Genomic DNA, 17,913 nt, shown 5'->3' with positions numbered 1-17,913 from the left:
AAACTGGTGCGATCGCCTTTTTGTCATCTGCAATTTCCACCACAGGCGCTACAGTTGTCTCAGAAGTATCAACTTCAGTTTTCGACACGGATTCAACCGCAGGAGAAATAGGTGCGATCGCCTTTTTTTCCTCTTCAATCTTCACCACCGACGCTACAGTTGTCTCGGAAGATGACTGATGCGCTACGACTGAAGAAACCGGGTTTTTTACCAAATCTGTTGGCTGTGACGCAGTATCTGTCGAGAAAAACCCGGTTTCTGAGCCCTCGTGCGTGATTTTTGTTGAAGTTTTTACCTCGGTTTTTGAGACAGATTCAGCAGCAGTGGAAACAGGTGCGATCGCCTTTTTATCCTCTTCAATCTTCACCACTGGCGTTACACTTGTTTCCGAAGTAACAACTGCGGTTTTCTCGACAGATTCATTCGGAGTAGAAATAGGTGCGATCGCCTTTTTGTCCTCTTCAATCTTCACCACCGACGCTACAGTTGTCTCGGAAGATGACTGATGCGCTACGACTGAAGAAACCGGGTTTTTTACCAAATCTGTTGGCTGTGACGCAGTATCTGTCGAGAAAAACCCGGTTTCTGAGCCCTCGTGCGTGATTTTTGTTGAAGTTTTTACCTCGGTTTTTGAGACAGATTCAGCAGCAGTGGAAACAGGTGCGATCGCCTTTTTATCCTCTGCAATTTCCACCACCGGCTTTATACTTGTCTCGGAAGTCTGAACTTCAGTTTTATCGACAGATTCAGTAGCCGGAGAAACAGGTGCGATCGCCTTTTTATCCTCTTCAATCTTCACCGCTGGCGTTACAGCCTTATCTGAAGTAGCAACTTCAGTTTTATCGACAGATTCAGCAGCAGGAGAAATAGGTGCGATCGCCTTTTTGTCCTCTTCAATCTTCACCGCTGGCGTTACAGCCTTATCTGAAGTAGCAACCTCAGTTTTAGACACAGATTCAGCAGCAGGAGAAACAGGCGCGATCGCCTTTTTATCCTCAGCCTTTGCATCACCTGCAATATCAGGAATTGGAACATCCAAAACCGAACCATAAGGAGCCTTATTTACAGGTTTTGCATCCTGTTTTGCGGGCTCTAACTTCGGTTCAACGTAAGGCTTAGCATAAGCAATCAAAGCCTGACCCATATCTGTTTTGCGCCAATCTTTATCAGGATTAATCACATCATTCAACCGCACCGCATTACCCTTAGCGCCCCGCACCTGAAATACGAAGTCATTATAATCGCGATCGCTCCCTAAATCGACTCGCATATCCTCCATTGCGAAGGTGTTTCCATCCCCTGTTACATCAGCAATTTGTCCTACCTGAAACGCCTGATTGGGGTTCGCTGTAGCCATAGAAAATAAAGGACGTTTGCTTCCTCCGATCGCCGGATTATTCAGTACCTCTTGTACAGTCCCATTAGGTACTAACATTACCCCAAATTCCTCACCCGGAGTCATCGCAAAAGTTTTAACTCCTAAGTAAGTTCCTTCATTAGAATTACTTTCAAGTAAATTACCCGTAAATTTTGCACCTTCAATCAAATCATTAATCACTACATGACCTTTTGCAGAGTTACTAAGTGCTCTCAAAGCCATTTCCTTGATAAATTCTTCTGAACCCGGTAAAAACTTCTCCATGCCTTTGAGGCTGACGATGGCTAGTTCACCTTGAAATAAGCCGCCATCAAATACAAAATCTATGCCGACTTGACCTTTTGAATCAACCAGAAACTTCCCAGATACAAAAGGGTTATTTGCTGCTAATATCTCTGGCTTAGGCGAGATTGTATTTGTTGATTTTGGTGTTTCAATTGCGGTAACTTCAGTTTTTTCTGCAACTTTTTTGTCTGATTCAGGGCTGCTGGAGGTAGAGTTTTGTTTGCTATCCTTGCTGATATCAGCGACAGTAGTGGCTGGTTGTTCTGTTGTCGATTTGTCGGATTTAATCGGTTCTGAACTCGTTGTTGGTTTGGATTCTGCGACAGAGGTATTTTGGGCGATCGCAATTTCCGACTTAGTTTCTTTTTCAGCTAAGGTAGTCGTTGCTGGTTTGGATTCTGCGACAGAGGTATTTGGGGCGATCGCAATTTCTGTCTTAATTTCTTTCTCAGCTAAGGTAGTGGTTGTTGGTTTGGATTCTGCGACAGAGGTAGTTTGGGCGATCGCAATTTCTGTCTTAGTTTCTTTCTCAGCTAAGGTAGTGGTTGTTGGTTTGGATTCTGCGACAGAGGTATTTGGGGCGATCGCAATTTCTGTCTTAGTTTCTTTCTCAGCTAAGGTAGTCGTTGCTGGTTTGGATTCTGCGACAGAGGTATTTGGGGCGATCGCAATTTCTGTCTTAGTTTCTTTTTCAGCTAAGGTAGTCGTTGCTGGTTTGGATTCTGCGACAGAGGTATTTGGGGCGATCGCAATTTCTGTCTTAGTTTCTTTTTCAACTAAGGTATCGGGAGTTTTATCAGATGCTATCTTCTCCACACTCTGAGGATTAGTCAAGGAATCAGTTGCTGTAATACTGTCGCCTTTAATCACAACTAACTGTGCATCTTTTGTGCTTCCAGTCAGGGTATCTTTGACATCTGTACCAGGACTGGAAGATATAGTGTCCTGACTAATACTGGTGCTTGCTGAGCCGCTTAAACCGCCTTTTAGAGTGTCCGAAACAATTAATGAATCATCTATTTTTTTGCTATTGGGTTCCGCAATCGCATTTTTTGAATTAAGCGTGTCAGTCGCACTGGATAGCTTTTCTGGTTCAATAATCGGCTGACTTTTGGTATCAGCTATCAAAGGACTACCGCCAATATTTTGACTGTTGCTGCTGCTTAAAGGATTGAGGATGGAATTTTTGGCTGCACTTCCCGGTAAAGTGTCAGTTATCAAAACATCGATGAGCTGGTTGCTGGAAACTTCATTTGTGGTAGCCATTGAAATTGCACTCCTAGTCTAGGATTGAATTAAAAGTGATATAATGAAATCAAATTCAGCCAAAGCCAATATTGCCAAAAAGGCGATCGGCCTCTTGTTATTACTTACGAAATCCGGCTCAACTTTTTCCGCAAATCTTGGAACTTTTTTTTGAAACGGCGATCGTAAAATGTTTATTAGTCTCGACTTCACCCGAAAGGCCGCCAGGGAATTAATTCCCACAGCGAGTAGCGAAAGTCCTCTAAAGAGGACTAATAGACACCGGTATAATTTCTGTTTTCACCTGAACGTGACCAGAATATGTGATGTTTTTATTGGAAATATCTAATTAATTCTTCAGTCCTCTTCAGAGGACTTTCGCTATGAGGCGGGGGTTTAAACCCCCGCCGGACTTTCGCTGTGAGGCGAAACTTTAAACCCCCGACGGACTACAACGAAGTGAAATATCTCAAATTAAGCAACCGTTGAATTCAAAACTTTCTGTTGCTGTTTGCGCTTCATCCGCCAGCGGGAAATGACAGCACCAAAAGCTAAACTACCCAAAATAGTAGTAGGTTCGGGTACGGCAGTGGATTCTTGGGAGTCAACTGGAACTACGATGCTAGGAGATGTTGCACCTGCAAAACCTTTACCAAACCTGCCGTTACGACCATTACCACTGAGGTCTGATACCCAAGTATCGCCATCTTGCTGAAAGTAATCTTCTAAAATGAAGTTGTACAAAAGCTGCGTATTTGCATCTGAGGTGAGGTCTCCTTTTGGTGCCTCGAAGCTATTGCCACTGTATCGTGCCACATTGGAAATACGAAATGTATCTAAGTGTCCGATAAAGCTAGGTGCAAATTGATCGTATATATTTGATGGATCGTCTCGGAAAATCGCCCCCAAGAAGCCACCGCCATCTGAATCCCGAATGTTTCCAGCACGAGAGATACTACCAACTATTTGACCATCAAGATAGAGGCGTTGCGTACCTCCACCTTGTACAAAGGCAATATGATGCCAAGTATCAGGTGCGAACGGTGTTGTACTTGTTACGCCACCCAACTGCCAAGGCAGACCTATATCATTATAACCAGTCAAACCATTTGGCCCAGCAGCGAATATTTTGTCTTCTAAGTTCATCTTGAATTCATTAAAAACTAACCCAGAAGCACCAATGCCACTAGGAAAGTAAATGCCAGCTTCATAGGTAGATTCGTTTCCAAGCACAGTCTGACCAGAAATTTGGATCGTGTCCGTTGGATTATTGAAAAAAATGTTTGGGCGATCGAAAGTTCCGTCAGCAGAGTAAATAACATCTCTGGAAAGTGGGCCTAGTGTGAAAGCTAATGCTTCACTCTGTTGAGTTATCATCGGTGTTGCCAGTGCTAATACTGCAAGTGTAAAAAACTTTTTCATTGGAAATCACTCCTTTAAACTATTGAAGGATAGACTGAATAAGGCGGATATTCTGAGGTTCGATCGCCCTTTCCCCAAAAGCCCGCGCCAGCAAAGCCATACCCCAGGAAATCGCCCCCTATTCTCACTTACGGAATCCACCCAAACTTTTTCCGCAAACCTCAAAACTTTTTTTCCAAAACCCCTCAAAAGTAAAGTTTTGTAACAATTTCCCCCTAAATGCGTAAAAACTGGCCACCAAATCCGAAATATAAATAGAGGTTCCAACAGACAGCACAAAAATACCCACAGGAGTGAGGAGAGCCCGATGGAAGACGAAATCGATTTGCAGCTCAAACAGCTAGCCCTAGAAGCTCAACAGCACCCAGCCGGAAGCCAAGAGCGACAGATAGCATTAACCAAATTGATAGACCAAATTTACCGTCATAACAGACTTACTCGTCCCCGCATAGATGATGACAACCTTCGTCATCTTTACGAAGACATTTACAGCGAAGCCCGGTTGAAAATAGTTGAGCATATCTGTCAAAACATTGACATCTATGATTCACAAAAACCAGTCATGCCTTGGGTGAATCACATCTTTAATTTTAGATTTAGAGATGTGTGCGATCGATATACGAACCAAATAAGACCCCGTATGAACCAAACAAGAATCAAAATATTATCGATCGATAAATTAGAAGGATTCAAATTGGAACAAGAAGAATGGGAGATTTATCAAGATAAAGCTTCAATGTTGCAACTTGTGGAAGATGCTGAAATGCTGCGTAAATTAATAGAAGAAGACCCAGACAATATTTTCCGAAACACAACAGTCAGAGGTCGTCCCGATATCACTTGGCAAGTCATAGCTTTAGCCAGATTAGATGATGAAAAATGGGAGACTATATCTCAAAGATTTGACAAAAACATTTCAACACTCCAAAGTTTTTTCGATCGAAATTTGCGGAATTTTTCAGATTACATTCGTAATAAATTACAGTAGGACTTGAGCAGAAGCGGAGAAATTAATGATGAGTAAAATGATTGAACCAATAACTTTCACAGTGCCACTATCCTTTGAAGCACACGAAATTGCCCAACAGTGCGGCAAACAATCCAGTCCGAAAAAATTCAAACAAGTTTATCTCAATACCCTCGCAGTATATGCAGTAGATTTTTACCTGCGCTGCATGGGATTTGAGACAGATTGGCCGGTTAGCGACAGCCGCAATCCGTTAATGCTGAAACTTATGGATGTGGCAGATTTAGACATTAAACAAATAGGAAAAATAGAATGCTGTCCCGTCTTGCCAGATGCCGACGCTTGTCAGATTTCCTACGATGCTTGGGGAGACAGAATTGGTTATATAGCCGTACAGTTAGACCAATCTTTGAAACAAGCAACGCTGTTAGGATTTACCCGAACAGTAGCTAAACAAGTGCCTCTGGATGAAATGAATTCCCTCGAAGATCTGCTCATATACATGAATCGAATCAAACAACTGAAACCAATTAATTTGATGAACTGGTTCGACGATGTTTTTGATGCGGGATGGCAAGTGATTGACGAGCTATTAAACCCAAAACAATTTGAATTTCGCTCTTTTAGAAGCAACAACGCATTACCTATCGATCGCGGCCATAAAATTGACCTAGGAATGCAACTAGCAGAACACTCCGTAGCACTAATAGTCAGTCTCCCCCCAGAACCAGAGCTAGAAGTAAATATTGAGATAGCAGTGCATCCAATGGGAAACCAAACTTATTTGCCACCAGGGTTAAAGTTGATGCTGATTAATGAGTCAGAGGAGCTACTTTATCAGGTAGAATCGAGAAAAGCTGACAACGTTATTAAATTTGAATTTACTCCCGATTTAAGGGAATTGTTCAGCATTAATATCGTGTTAGGAGATGCAAATGTTAGGCAATCTTTTCGTTTGTAGTTTGTAGTCAGGCAGGGGTTAAAACCCCTGCCTCAAAGCTAAAGTCCTCCTAAGAGGACTGAGAATAAAATTACATTCCTCGTTACTAGGCTCTGCCTAGTAACGCAGATCCAGAGGCTCTGCCTCTTCTCTAGGAAAAATTACATTCCTCGTTACTAGGCTCTGCCTAGTAACGCAGATCCAGAGGCTCTGCCTCTTCTTCCATCCCATGAGGCAGAGCCTCTAGATCTGCATTTCCAGGCAGAGCCTGGAAACGAGGAGTAAAACAGCTTTTCTTCCTTCTTCCTTTTTTCTTCCTTCTTATATATGTCATCATTAACCTTTCAAAACTTTCGCCATCAAAATCTTCAAGGTCGTTCTTTCAAAGGTCGTAATCTCACCAATGAAGATTTCTCTTATGCAGATATCCGAGGTGCAGATTTTACCAATGCAACTCTCAATGGAGCTAATTTCCATTACGCTCGCTGCGGAATAGCCAGAAAATCCCAAATCAACATCTTTTTAATTGTAGCACTGTTCTCGGCAATATCAGGAATAGCTGCTGTAATTGCTGTTGATAATACATTCAAATCTCTTATCCCCAAAACAACCGAGCATATCGGTTTTCTGCCAACTGCAATCATCTTATTAGTCAATGCTATGCTGTTGACTACTATGATTCGCCAAGGGATACAAAAAGCTTTGGATTATTTAGGTATTGCGGCTGCTGTTTTTGTACCTTTAATTGGTTTTTTATCTGCGTTCTCCAATGATAAACATCCCATACTTTCGTGGTTAAGGTCTTTTAGACCTGGCAGCTTAATTAGTGCCTTGTCTGGCGAAACGAAGGCTAACGATGTTCCGTTTTTAATTGTGACATTAACTGCGGCTGTTGTTGCAACTACGATCGCCATTGTCGCTCTTCCTTTAGCCCTAACATTGGCTGAAATTGTTCTGGGGAGGGCGATTGCAGCTTTGGCTCTATTTGAAGCTGTGGCTATAAGTGCGATCGCCACCGGAATTATTGCCAGAAATTCCTTGAGATATTTAAAAGCATCTGTATTAATCCAGAATGGAGTAGTTGACAACACAAACAATAAATGCTATGACTTCCTGAATAATTGTGTCAAACAATTTCCCGATCCGCCTGTAGTTATTCTGGCGATCGCCGGAGCTGTCATGTTAGCTGTAGCTTTAATCTTATTGGGAGTTTACATTGCTAAGAGAGTGTTAGCTGAAGATGATAAATACAGCGTAATTCGCCAGTTAGCCATCGTCATTGGTGCGACAGGCGGCACCAGTTTTCGCAATACTCAATTAGCCCATACTAACTTCAGCAACGCCACCCTCAAAAATACCGATTTTAGATTTGCAAATATCCACCGAACTATGTGGCATCAGGCTCGTTGTCTCGACTGGGCAAGAGTCGATGAGACAATATTAATCAATCCAGCAGTGCGAGAGTTGCTTGTCACCGGCAACGGTTATCAAAAATCCTATCAAGGCATGGATTTGAGAGGAGCAAACTTGATAGGTGCAAACCTCAGTTATGCTAAACTGCAAACAGCAGACCTCAGTCAAGCGACTTTGGAAGCAGCTAATTTAGAATATGCAATTTTAAGTCAAGTTCAGGCGATCGGCACTGATTTTAGTAGTGCCAAAATGACTGCTGTTTGCGGTTTAGGAACTTGGAATATTGACAGCACTACCAAATTAGAATGGGTTGATTGTAGGTGGGTTTATTTACTAGAAGAACCGAAACCGGAAACGGACGATCGCGAACGCCGTCCCAGCGGTAAAGACAGCTATCAACCAGGAGAATTTACCACTTTTTTTGAAGAAGTTATAAATACAGTTGACTTGATTTTTAACCACGGTTTTGACTGGAAAGCTTTCGTAGAATCTTTCCAACAAGTGCAAGTAGAACATCAAGGTAAAAAACTCACTATCCAAAGTATTGAAAATAAAAGAAATGGAGTTGTCGTCAAAGTCAGCGTACCTCCTGATGCGGACAAAGAAAAAATTTATAATGATTTCAATATTTTCTATCAAAAAATGCTAAAAATATTCGGCAGACAAGTTCCTACCCTGCAAAACTCAGCAGAACAGCGCCAATACTTAATATCAGTAATGGAGGATATAGTCAGACCGTTGTCTGAACAAGTAGTATTCTTAAAATTTGACCGTGGTGACTTGAAACAAGGGTTTGAGGTGAGTGCTAATATTTTGTGCGATCGCAAGCGTTTAGAGATAACATTAGAAGGCAAATTGCCACCCAAACCTGAACTTTCAGAAAACTATCAAAAGTGGCAAAAAATGTATGAGTTTAACCTTAAGCGAAACAGCCGTGCCATAAAAGTAAACAAAGGTCACATCACTAACTTTTCCATAGAGGAGCTAAAACCCTTAGTTGAACAAGTAGAAATGGATGTAAAGAATTGGCTGGAATCAGAACAATTTCACCCAATCCAGCAAGAATTGTGCGAGAAATTAAACCACAATGACGAGGTGCGGGTAATCATCGAAACAGAAGACAATTTACTGCGAAAACTCCCCTGGCATCAATGGGATTTTTTTGAAATCTACACTAAAGCAGAAGTAGCTTTAAGTCGCAAACTATCTAACAGAGTCAAAAAATCAGTACCATCAAGAAAAAAAGTAAGAATTTTGGCAGTTTTGGGCGACAGTACAGGAATTAATCTCGATAAAGATAGGAAAATATTGGAGAATTTGCAAGGAGCCGAAACAATATTTTTGGATAAACCAAGTCGCCAGCTACTCGATCAATATCTTACAGATCAAACAGGCTGGGATATCTTGTCTTTTTCGGGTCACAGTAAGAGCGAAGTAGATGGCAGTACGGGGGTAATTTGTATCAATGATACAGATAATTTAACTGTGGAACAGCTAAAAGATTCCTTGAAAATAGCTATTCAAAAGGGTTTAGAAATAGCAATCTTTAACTCTTGCGATGGTTTAGGATTGGGGAAGCAATTAGCCCATTTAGATATCCCTCAAATTATTGTGATGCGGGAACCAGTGCCGGATGCGATCGCCCAGGAGTTTCTGAGAATTTTTATCCAAGCCTTTGTTGGTGGCAATTCTTTTTATGTTTCCGTGAGAGAAGCTCGAAAACATCTAAAAGATAATTATGACGGGCAAATTCCCGGTGTTAGCTGGTTGCCTGTTATCTGTCAAAATAAAGCTGAGTTTCCCAAGACTTGGCAAAAATTGCAGGGAAATGGTTGATGGTTAGTTAAATAATTCTCGATTTTGCTTTAGGATGTCAATTATGTCTGTTGTCCATCGACCTTTTAATCGCGAGAAAGACACCCACCCTATGATAAAATTAAATTCTTGTGATAAAGCCTTCACTTTGATTGAATTATTAGTTGTGATATTTATCATTGGGATATTATCGGCTATTGCTTTGCCTATTTTCCTCAGATTAATCAACAAAGCTAAAGAAAGTGAAGCTACACAATATATTAGCTATCTGAATAAACACAAAACTGCGGAATATTCAGAAGAATATCAATTTACATACTCTTTCGGCGCGCTCTCATTTCCACAGCCCCAAGCACCTAGTTCTGCCGCTAGTATTTTGAAATCAGTTGGCTTTTCCGTGGCAGAAACAAACAATTATTTATACGGGATAAAACTTGCCACTTATAATAACAATCCGCTGGCTGTTCAGGTAGCTTTGTCTAAGAAATTAGGGGTTCAATCTTATTTCGGAATTGTGTATATCAAAGATAACCCTATTACCTGCCCGCCAGTTTCATTACCTGTCAGCTTGTCTTCTCCGGTGTTTCAACAATTAGGAATTTTAAACAATTTAATTTCTAATCCAGGTGATTATTGCCATCAGTTGTTGTCATAATAGGATGCAATATATTCGGGTTTGATTGGAATAATTTTAGCTTGATACAGCGCTGAGTTCGCAGAATTAGATAAGAGAGATATGAATGATTGGGATGCCAACGGTCTTAATATTACTAAAATTATTACTAGCCCAAAAAATCATCGACTTCTGCTTAACTAAGTTCACTTTCTCTGATTTCCTCGTCTATCATCTGCATCGCTAATTCCTGGTTTTGTGCTGACAACTGATCGAGTTCTTCTCGGAGTATTCTTAGCTGTTCATTCAGCACCCTAATTTCTCTGTCTTGCTCCTGAATCTTTGCCTCTGCTTCAGCAAGCGTCCGATTTTTTTCTAAAATTAACTCATCTCTAGCTTCTAATTCTAGAGCATTCATGGCGGCTTTAATTACATTATAAAAATGAGATTGACTGACATCAACTTTTTTAGCAGTTTCACGAGTTTTGCCCAAAATTCCCATTTTTGAGCCTTGTTTAACTGCTAATACAAAGCCTTGATGATTTTTAATTTTTAATTCTTGGGTAAAATTCATTTGAACTAAACTGCAAGTATATCTATAACGGTCATAATAAAATTCTGCTTTCATAAAAAAGCACCCTTTTTTGATATGTAAAGTCCGGCATAACTATAGCACACAATCTGCAAAATTCACAATATTTAAGCCTGGATCGCCATTTTTGTCAAAACAAAACTTCATCATCAACAATATCTTCCGGCAACTCTATCACACCGGCAATCAACTTCCAACAAGGGTCATCTCCCTCCCAATCATCTGGCCGCCAAGGCATACTCAAACTCACCGTAACCAAACAAGCTTTTTGCGGTCGATATCCCAATTCTAACTTTCTAATAAAGACCGGATCGGTAATTGTAGCAGTCAATTTTTGGTTGTATTTGGTGACAATACATCCTTCCCATTTATTACCACCTTCAAATCTTTGAATTAGCTTTTTTACGGTAAATTTTACTACTTTGACTAATTGCAAAGTCAGGCGATCGCCTTTTGGCAAAGACTGCATATACTCCACTGTAACATATCGCAGATCGTTGTGCAAAATATATTCCTGATTGTTGCAATATTTCAACAAATATGCTGGCGGAACTTTCCCTACTTGTCGCCATTTTCCCGGTAAAATCGACAGATTTTCCGACTCAAAACCAAAGTCCGGCCCCGTCTTCGCCAAAGGAATGTCTAGAACATCCAATAATGCCGGTTCAAGTCTATTTATTTGCCGGATTTCTTTAGGAATCTGACCATCTGGTAAGTCGGAAATTGGGCGAACCCACTTATACCAATTTAATGTGAAGTTGCATATATCTCGATCCCCCTAAATTCCCACCCCCCCCTAGCCCCCCACCCCCCCCTGCCCCCCCCAAGGGGGGATGGGGGAAGGGGGACTTTGAGCAGAATCTTGTTCCCCCCTTATTAAGGGGGGTTAGGGGGGATCAGATTCTATGCAGCCTCATAAAAAACTGGTATTACCTTGAAGTTCATTAATTCCGGCGATGCACCTTTCGCCCCGTTTCCAGGAATTAGCGAGACAAATTATCCTAGTCATTCGATTTTAGATTTGAGATTTTTTTGTGAGATACCGCACTTTTTAAAGATGATTAATCTTGACATTTTTCCACTTATCCTTGAGATATTCAGCAACTAAGCGACGGTGACAATTATGGGGTTTTGGTTCGCTACAAAGCAGACACGCACAATCCATAATATCCGGCGAAATCTTTTGTTCTATTTGTCGATCGCCCATTAAGCCCAAAAACTTCTGTTCATAAACATCCCAATCTCCCTGTTTCTTTTTATAATCATCCAAAATATCTTGAGTAGGCGCTAAATCCAGCACATGAACATACTCAATGTTACCAATGGTTCGCAGAAAATATTCTAAATCTTTCCGCTTAGCAAAACCTGCTAACTGCGATACATTATTGAGTCGCGTATCAATCACCCTGCGGACTCCCGCTTCCATCAAAGTCCCAAAAAACTCCTCAGCACTTTTTTGAGTAAAACCAATTGTAAATAAATTAATTGCTTTCTTTTGTGACATAAGCGATTTCCAATCCGTGACGATAATATGCTGATTCTAAATCAACGATTTCATTTTTACTATCTGGTGGTAATTCAAACAAGCTTAATTGAATTGGTTCATTATTTGTTTTGCCCTTGTTAAACTTGTGGAGAAGTCTGGCTTCTAAATCCTGATGGGATTCTAAATTGCCATCGGACAGAATGTGATTAATCTGCACATTGAAGTCTTTAAGCTTGTGGCAAACTAAAATAGTCCGATGACAAGTAATCGGGTCTTTTTCCGCACACATTAAACTTATTTTATAATGGGCTGCACCTTTGAGTAAGCGCTGAATTCCTTCGGAGAATAGAGGAGTGGCGGCAATCCGTTGGTATAAAGCTTTACCGCTAAGATCGTAACAGCTTAAATCTTCCGGTCTCGCGCCCAACTCTTTACCTAAAAAAACGTATTGAATGCCGGCAGCAGACAGGGATGCTTTAATTTCCGATTGATTAAAATGGGGTAAATAACGACTAAAAGGCTGGGAACGCACATCTGCAACTGCCGTAATTCCATGTTTTTGCAGCAGTAAAATAAACGCTTCAATACTCAGATTTGAGTGACCGATCGTAAATAATTCCATGGTTTTGATTTGGCTGTTTAGTTCATGCCACCTACGAAAATATATCTCAGTAAATTGTTTTAAACTGTAGATTTATTCACAAATTTTTGAATCAAAAGCTGCAAAGTTAGCGCCATCAAACCCACAGCCGCAAAACCAAAAACACCAGCGCCCAAGGCCACAATTCCCATGACCAAAGTCCGCACAGCCGCGGCAATGTTAATTACAGTCACATTGTCAGAATGAATTGGCTTGTTAGCAAAGGTTTGGGCGATCGACAAAGTAAGCGCATACAAAGCTGCCGCAAAACCTCCCGCCATCAGCGAACCAGTCAAGCAACGTAACACCGTTGGTGGCTGAGGCGATGTCGGCAAAGCATCCTGAGTAGAACTTGGAGATGCAGCACTAGAATCAGGACTCGAATTAGGATTAGTTAAATCAGGCATTTCGATTTGATATTTGCTATTTAAGATTTGAGATTTCTGGTTAATTGACCAAAATTCAAATCAGTGTTTTGTTCCATGTTAGCAGTTTTTTAAGCTGATTAGACTCCTGGTTTTCAGGAAATCCATCAGCCTCCATCGCGGTTCACCTACGGTTTCAAATCATTTCCTTCCGAAACAATCCGAATCCCGGTATTGCTAAATTTTGCTACCCAAAAATCTAAATCTGGAGAGCCGATCGCACTTTTTACCCGTTCCTGAATTTCCTGTGCTCTTTCTGGAGACTCTGCCAATGCAAACACCGTCGGCCCGGAACCGGACATCATCGTTCCCAAAGCTCCCGCCGACTCAAAAACTTGTCGCAACTGCAACACCTGGGGGTACACAGGTAGAGCGACTTTTTCCAAATCATTGTGCAGCAATTGACCAATTTTCGATCGATCTTTTTGAGCAATTGCTCCTACCATTGGGCCCGAATGCAGCCGTTCCCGGCGACAATCCAAATCCTCCGGCCCACAATAGGAACTACTGAACTGTTGGCGATAAGTTTGATAGGACCAAGCTGTAGAAATACTGAGATTCCGAAACTTTGCCAACACCAGATACAAAGGCCCACAATCGGGCAAGGGCGAGAGTTTATCACCACGCCCAGTAGCCAAAGCCGTACCTCCAGTAATACAAAAAGGCACATCGGAGCCCAAAGTTCCGCCCAACTCTTGCAACTCCGACTGAGTGAGTCCCAATTGCCATAACAAATCCATCCCGACTAACACCGCCGCCGCATTTGCCGAACCCCCAGCGAGCCCCGCCGCCACTGGAATCTGCTTGTGAATGGAAATTTCTACACCGCCGTATTTTGCCAAAGCATCGGGGAATTGCTTCGCCAACAAATCCGCTGCCCGGTAGGCTAGGTTATTCTTATCAGGAGGGACTTGGGGGTGATCGCAACGCACGCGAATTGTGTCTGTACCGATCGCCCGCAAGTCTATGCGATCGGTTAAATCTATACTTTGAAGTACCATCGCCAGTTCGTGATATCCATCTGGGCGATCGCCTATGATTTCTAAATAGAGATTGATTTTTGCGGAAGCTAGCAGAGAATAGGAACGCATAGGTAATTAAGCCAAGGGTGAAATAAACCCGTGGTTGAAATTAATTGACACCAGTCAGAGTCCATTTTCTCATAACTCAAAGGAAATATTATGCTCGAATTCTGGGAAATTTGTTTTGAGTTGCGCGTCGTTGATTCCTCAAGGCCACTGCTACCTCTGGCAGAGCAGGTTAGTGTGGTTTGACCTGCTCTGAGATTCTCTAATTGCGATCGCCTATTTTTCGCTCCCCATGAGGAGGACGCTCACCATAAGTTACCCAAGCCTAAAAAAACAGAATACCCAGATCCCCGCCACTGTAAACAAGTCTGGGTGCTAGCAAAATCCTTAACTTCCCACCTCAGAAATAATATGATTACTCAAATTGACCCATTGCTCCACGCTTAAATCTTCCGCGCGAGATTCAGGATTTATCTGTAACCCTTCTAGCAATTGAACCAATTTATCTAAATCCACAGCCCCTTTCAAATTATTTCGCAGCATCTTACGCTTGCTCCCAAATCCCAATTTAATCAAATTCTCTAAATGGCGCGGATTAACCGCCGGCGTTTCTATTAATCTCGGAACCAGCCGCACCACAGCAGAATCCACCTTTGGTGGCGGAAAAAAGTCTTTAGAAGGGACATCGCAAATTAACTCGCATTCCGCTAAGTATTGTACCCGCACCGACAAAGCACCAAAAGCTCTGGAACCAGCTTTTGCATAAAGTCTTTGGGCCACTTCTTTCTGCACTAAAAGTACGATCGCCTCGAAGGGTTTCGGCACCGGAACAGATATAGTTCCTAGTAGTTTTTGCAGAATCGGACCCGTAATGTTGTAAGGAATATTGGCAACAACTTTATGGGGATTTTGAAATTTGGGAAAAGCCACCAGTTGGTTGTCTAAATCCATTTCCAGTATGTCGCCTTGCAGCAGCAAAAAGTTGTCAGCCTTACCAAGTTGCTTAGCTAGGCGTTGGCACAAATCGCGATCGATTTCCACCGCCACAACAGACTCAGCCTCAGCCAGCAAGCGCCGAGTCAGAATCCCCGTACCAGGCCCGATTTCCAGCACCCGCGAACCCGACAAATTCGTCGCTTTGACAATCTTATCTAAGGCTTTCTCGCTTCTGAGCCAATGTTGAGCAAACTGTTTCCGGGGGGTAGGCGATCGCATTTTTGGAAATTTTAGCAAATTTAGTTTATAATTGTATCACAAATCAAGACATTTTGCACCCAACCAATCCCACTTATTTTTCTTAACAGATATGCAATCAACAGCAAATAGACAATGCCAAAAAATTAACCACAACAAATAAAGTTATTTCTTCTCAATTAGTGATTTCCTTTCTTCACCATATAGCAGTCATAAATACACAGAAAGCTATTTTTTATTCCTTCTTCCTTCTTCTCAACCATGAAATTCCAACGAGTATTTGGTACATTACCCAAAACCCAAGCTAGCGCCCCCGGAAGAGTAAACCTACTGGGCGAACACACAGACTACAACGAGGGATTTGTAATTCCTACTGCAATTCCCCAGCGCGCCACAGTACAAATCGGTCTAAGCAACGACCACAAACATCATTTCTATTCAGCAGAATTTGACGAACTCATAAATTTTTCCGACGATGATACTATACCCCAAAAATTTGTCAGTTATATCTGCGGCTGCATCCGACTGGTAGAAAAAGAAGGATACAAAGTACCGCCACTCAATCTTTATATTACCTCCAATGTGCCGATAGGAGTCGGTTTGTCCAGCAGCGCTGCTTTAGAAATAGCCACTCTCCGAGGGCTGCGTACACTCTTAAACCTCCCCTTAGATGATGTGCGACTAGCTCAAATCGCACAGCTAGCCGAAATCCGATATGTAGGTTTTAACTGTGGCATTATGGATCAAATGGCAGCCAGTTTAGCTGACACCAACTCCATGCTATTTATTGATACTCGCAGCCTGAATCGCCGTAAATTACGATTTCCCAAAAACACAGAAATTTTAGTCATTGATAGCGACGAAACCCACAAACCTGCTGGTAGCCTCTACAATCAGCGACGGGTAGAGTGCGAAGCAGCCGCCCAAATGTTGGGTGTTAAAGCCCTCAGAGATATCGAAGACTCGCAAGCCGTGGAAGTATTACCCCAACCCTTGAGAAAACGAGCCCGCTACATTGTTACTGAAAATAACCGGGTAATCGAAGCTTTTAAGCCACTACCGGCAAAAGTTTTTGGAAAACTGATGAATGATTCTCACACTAGCTTGCGCGATGACTATGAACTTTCGGCGCCGTCAGTGGACACCCTAGTGGAAATATTGCAGGAAACTCCCGGAGTATTCGGTGCTAGGTTGACAGGGGGAGGTTTTGGTGGTGCTTGTGTAGCTTTGATTGAGAGTGAAAAAGCTAGTTCCATCGCATCAGAGGCGATCGCCCGTTACCAGAGTGCGGGTTATACTGGTCGTGTATTAGTGCCACCAGCGGTGCATTTGATTTGACTGTGGCTCATGTGCGCTTGCAGAGTATTCGTTGGAAGCACTGCCACATTTTAGATGGGAAATTCTAGATCCCCGACTTCTTGAAATGCTGCGGGGATCTCCTGTCGGCACTCTTTACGTGCTCAACGCCTAACGGCATCAAAGGTATGTGCACTGGAGGCGGGGCTGCCACTTCAACGATAACTGCTTTGTGCTCAACGCCTAACGGCATCAAAGGTATGTGCACTTTAGTGTGAGCTTCATTTTGTTATGGGAGTGATAGTGCTCAACGCCTAACGGCATCAAAGGTATGTGCACTAAAAACTACCTAACTAATTGCTGACATTTATATGTGCTCAACGCCTAACGGCATCAAAGGTCTGTGCACGATTGATTTGGGCTAGGGCAACGAAGGGGGTGTGTGCTCAACGCCTAACGGCATCAAAGGTCTGTGCACGTTATTATCAAGCAAGAATTAGGGCAAGAAAAAACGTGCTCAACGCCTAACGGCATCAAAGGTCTGTGCACGGTTCTAACTCCCCTTCTTTGCGGGCTAGGAGCATGTGCTCAACGCCTAACGGCATCAAAGGTCTGTGCACGGTTGCCTAGAAAATCTCAGGAGCTTGCGGTTTTCGTGCTCAACGCCTAACGGCATCAAAGGTCTGTGCACAGCGGTTCCTGAAACCCTTATATAGCAAGGCCTCCCAGCCAGTTTTGCAAGCACCCCACCACTCAACGCAGCCGGAGATAGCAATTATGGCAAAAAACCTACTAACCAGAGACATACAGCAACCCTCAAAAGCTTACACAGCCTAGGTTTTGTGAAAATGCAAGCACCTCCTCGCCAGTTCAAGAGGCCTCAAAGCCAATCAGGTAAAGGTTTTGAACCCCATAAAAGCCTAGTTGATTTTTTCACAACCAGAGGTGCTTGCATTTTAGGAATATCCTAAGAGCTTTCATTAACAGACCAAGTACCAAAACTATTTTAAGCGACAATGGCTTCAACAAACCGATCGGACCCAGGAATCACCGAAAAACGAGCGGGAAGCCCCTGGCTTTAGACATGGGGAGGAACGTGGCTGCGACTTGAGTCGCCTACATCTTTTAAGGGCGATCAATCTTTTGATAGTCGCCTAAAAAATGTTTTTTCTTG

The 17,913-nt window shown here is 42.4% G+C and carries 15 protein-coding genes and 1 CRISPR repeat array; of the genes, 5 read left to right on the top strand and 10 right to left on the bottom strand.

Translation table 11 applies throughout. From position 1 onward, the window contains the following. Together ACBR23_RS19105 and ACBR23_RS19100 are read right to left on the bottom strand one after the other, a co-directional pair. Nucleotides 1–2,929 (bottom strand): DUF4114 domain-containing protein (locus ACBR23_RS19105; RefSeq protein ID WP_371120282.1); only part of this gene is annotated, 2,929 nt, incomplete at its 3' end. A 453-nt stretch (nt 2,930–3,382) separates the two neighbouring features. After that, complete coding sequence (locus tag ACBR23_RS19100; RefSeq protein ID WP_371120283.1) at nt 3,383–4,330, bottom strand: LamG-like jellyroll fold domain-containing protein; 948 nt, start codon at nt 4,328–4,330, stop codon at nt 3,383–3,385. 307 nt (nt 4,331–4,637) lie between these two features. Between ACBR23_RS19100 and ACBR23_RS19095 the strand changes: the two genes are divergently transcribed. The 4 genes from ACBR23_RS19095 (at nt 4,638) to ACBR23_RS19080 (ending at nt 10,120) form a co-directional block, all read left to right on the top strand. Continuing rightward, the gene (locus ACBR23_RS19095) at nt 4,638–5,318 is read left to right on the top strand and encodes a hypothetical protein (RefSeq protein ID WP_371115224.1); all 681 of its coding nucleotides are present in this window, start codon (nt 4,638–4,640) and stop codon (nt 5,316–5,318) included. Between the two features lie 25 nt (nt 5,319–5,343). Then, nucleotides 5,344–6,258, top strand: a complete 915-nt coding sequence (locus ACBR23_RS19090) for a DUF1822 family protein (RefSeq protein ID WP_371120284.1) — start codon at nt 5,344–5,346, stop codon at nt 6,256–6,258. 306 nt (nt 6,259–6,564) lie between these two features. Continuing rightward, nucleotides 6,565–9,486 carry a pentapeptide repeat-containing protein gene (locus ACBR23_RS19085; protein WP_371120285.1) on the top strand — a complete coding sequence of 974 codons (2,922 nt, stop codon included), beginning with the start codon at nt 6,565–6,567 and terminating at the stop codon, nt 9,484–9,486. 91 nt (nt 9,487–9,577) lie between these two features. Further along, on the top strand, nt 9,578–10,120 hold the full coding sequence (locus ACBR23_RS19080; protein WP_371120289.1) for a prepilin-type N-terminal cleavage/methylation domain-containing protein: 543 nt from the start codon (nt 9,578–9,580) through the stop codon (nt 10,118–10,120). A 154-nt stretch (nt 10,121–10,274) separates the two neighbouring features. Here ACBR23_RS19080 and ACBR23_RS19075 read toward each other — a convergent pair whose 3' ends face one another. The 8 genes from ACBR23_RS19075 to rsmA all read right to left on the bottom strand — a co-directional run bounded on the left by ACBR23_RS19075 (nt 10,275) and on the right by rsmA (nt 15,464). Then, on the bottom strand, nt 10,275–10,706 hold the full coding sequence (locus ACBR23_RS19075) for a hypothetical protein (RefSeq protein ID WP_341735293.1): 432 nt from the start codon (nt 10,704–10,706) through the stop codon (nt 10,275–10,277). A 94-nt stretch (nt 10,707–10,800) separates the two neighbouring features. Continuing rightward, nucleotides 10,801–11,436 carry a hypothetical protein gene (locus ACBR23_RS19070; RefSeq protein WP_371118087.1) on the bottom strand — a complete coding sequence of 212 codons (636 nt, stop codon included), beginning with the start codon at nt 11,434–11,436 and terminating at the stop codon, nt 10,801–10,803. Nucleotides 11,437–11,583: 147 nt separating this feature from the next. Continuing rightward, nucleotides 11,584–11,679 (bottom strand): hypothetical protein, encoded by a 96-nt coding sequence (locus ACBR23_RS19065; RefSeq protein ID WP_371118084.1) that lies wholly within the window; start codon nt 11,677–11,679, stop codon nt 11,584–11,586. Nucleotides 11,680–11,721: 42 nt separating this feature from the next. Further along, nucleotides 11,722–12,174: a DUF488 family protein gene (locus ACBR23_RS19060; protein ID WP_371120286.1), complete on the bottom strand. Its 453-nt coding sequence runs from the start codon at nt 12,172–12,174 to the stop codon at nt 11,722–11,724. Beyond that, nucleotides 12,152–12,778 (bottom strand): DUF488 domain-containing protein, encoded by a 627-nt coding sequence (locus ACBR23_RS19055; protein ID WP_341735290.1) that lies wholly within the window; start codon nt 12,776–12,778, stop codon nt 12,152–12,154. The genes ACBR23_RS19060 and ACBR23_RS19055 overlap by 23 nt, the downstream gene beginning before the upstream one ends. 59 nt (nt 12,779–12,837) lie before the next feature. Then, complete coding sequence (locus ACBR23_RS19050; protein ID WP_371120287.1) at nt 12,838–13,203, bottom strand: DUF3082 domain-containing protein; 366 nt, start codon at nt 13,201–13,203, stop codon at nt 12,838–12,840. Between the two features lie 146 nt (nt 13,204–13,349). Then, a complete protein-coding gene (ispE, locus tag ACBR23_RS19045; RefSeq protein WP_341735288.1) occupies nt 13,350–14,312 on the bottom strand; it encodes a 4-(cytidine 5'-diphospho)-2-C-methyl-D-erythritol kinase in 963 nt (320 codons plus the stop codon). A gap of 324 nt (nt 14,313–14,636) precedes the next feature. After that, nucleotides 14,637–15,464 (bottom strand): 16S rRNA (adenine(1518)-N(6)/adenine(1519)-N(6))-dimethyltransferase RsmA, encoded by an 828-nt coding sequence (gene rsmA / locus ACBR23_RS19040; protein ID WP_371120290.1) that lies wholly within the window; start codon nt 15,462–15,464, stop codon nt 14,637–14,639. A gap of 240 nt (nt 15,465–15,704) precedes the next feature. On the opposite strand from rsmA, the gene galK reads away from it, so the two are divergent. Further along, nucleotides 15,705–16,781: a galactokinase gene (gene galK / locus ACBR23_RS19035; RefSeq protein WP_371120288.1), complete on the top strand. Its 1,077-nt coding sequence runs from the start codon at nt 15,705–15,707 to the stop codon at nt 16,779–16,781. 118 nt (nt 16,782–16,899) lie between these two features. Further along, nucleotides 16,900–17,430: direct repeats of the CRISPR family, unit length 36 nt; unit sequence GTGCTCAACGCCTAACGGCATCAAAGGTCTGTGCAC. Nucleotides 17,431–17,913: the final 483 nt, after the last annotated feature.

The sequence above is a fragment of the Microcoleus sp. genome (genome assembly GCF_041354475.1).
Taxonomy (GTDB): domain Bacteria; phylum Cyanobacteriota; class Cyanobacteriia; order Cyanobacteriales; family Microcoleaceae; genus Microcoleus.
The sequence above is the reverse complement of the archived record's forward strand: the minus strand, read 5'-3'. Positions and strand labels throughout refer to the sequence as shown.

What these genes read in the sequence shown, in the direction of transcription:
- ACBR23_RS19100 (WP_371120283.1), bottom strand. Translation starts at nt 4,330, where the DNA reads ATGAAAAAGTTTTTTACACTTGCAGTATTAGCACTGGCAACACCGATG.
- ACBR23_RS19095 (WP_371115224.1), top strand. Translation starts at nt 4,638, where the DNA reads ATGGAAGACGAAATCGATTTGCAGCTCAAACAGCTAGCCCTAGAAGCT.
- ACBR23_RS19090 (WP_371120284.1), top strand. Translation starts at nt 5,344, where the DNA reads ATGATGAGTAAAATGATTGAACCAATAACTTTCACAGTGCCACTATCC.
- ACBR23_RS19085 (WP_371120285.1), top strand. Translation starts at nt 6,565, where the DNA reads ATGTCATCATTAACCTTTCAAAACTTTCGCCATCAAAATCTTCAAGGT.
- ACBR23_RS19080 (WP_371120289.1), top strand. Translation starts at nt 9,578, where the DNA reads ATGATAAAATTAAATTCTTGTGATAAAGCCTTCACTTTGATTGAATTA.
- ACBR23_RS19075 (WP_341735293.1), bottom strand. Translation starts at nt 10,706, where the DNA reads ATGAAAGCAGAATTTTATTATGACCGTTATAGATATACTTGCAGTTTA.
- ACBR23_RS19065 (WP_371118084.1), bottom strand. Translation starts at nt 11,679, where the DNA reads ATGACTAGGATAATTTGTCTCGCTAATTCCTGGAAACGGGGCGAAAGG.
- ACBR23_RS19060 (WP_371120286.1), bottom strand. Translation starts at nt 12,174, where the DNA reads ATGTCACAAAAGAAAGCAATTAATTTATTTACAATTGGTTTTACTCAA.
- ACBR23_RS19055 (WP_341735290.1), bottom strand. Translation starts at nt 12,778, where the DNA reads ATGGAATTATTTACGATCGGTCACTCAAATCTGAGTATTGAAGCGTTT.
- ACBR23_RS19050 (WP_371120287.1), bottom strand. Translation starts at nt 13,203, where the DNA reads ATGCCTGATTTAACTAATCCTAATTCGAGTCCTGATTCTAGTGCTGCA.
- ispE (WP_341735288.1), bottom strand. Translation starts at nt 14,312, where the DNA reads ATGCGTTCCTATTCTCTGCTAGCTTCCGCAAAAATCAATCTCTATTTA.
- rsmA (WP_371120290.1), bottom strand. Translation starts at nt 15,464, where the DNA reads ATGCGATCGCCTACCCCCCGGAAACAGTTTGCTCAACATTGGCTCAGA.
- galK (WP_371120288.1), top strand. Translation starts at nt 15,705, where the DNA reads ATGAAATTCCAACGAGTATTTGGTACATTACCCAAAACCCAAGCTAGC.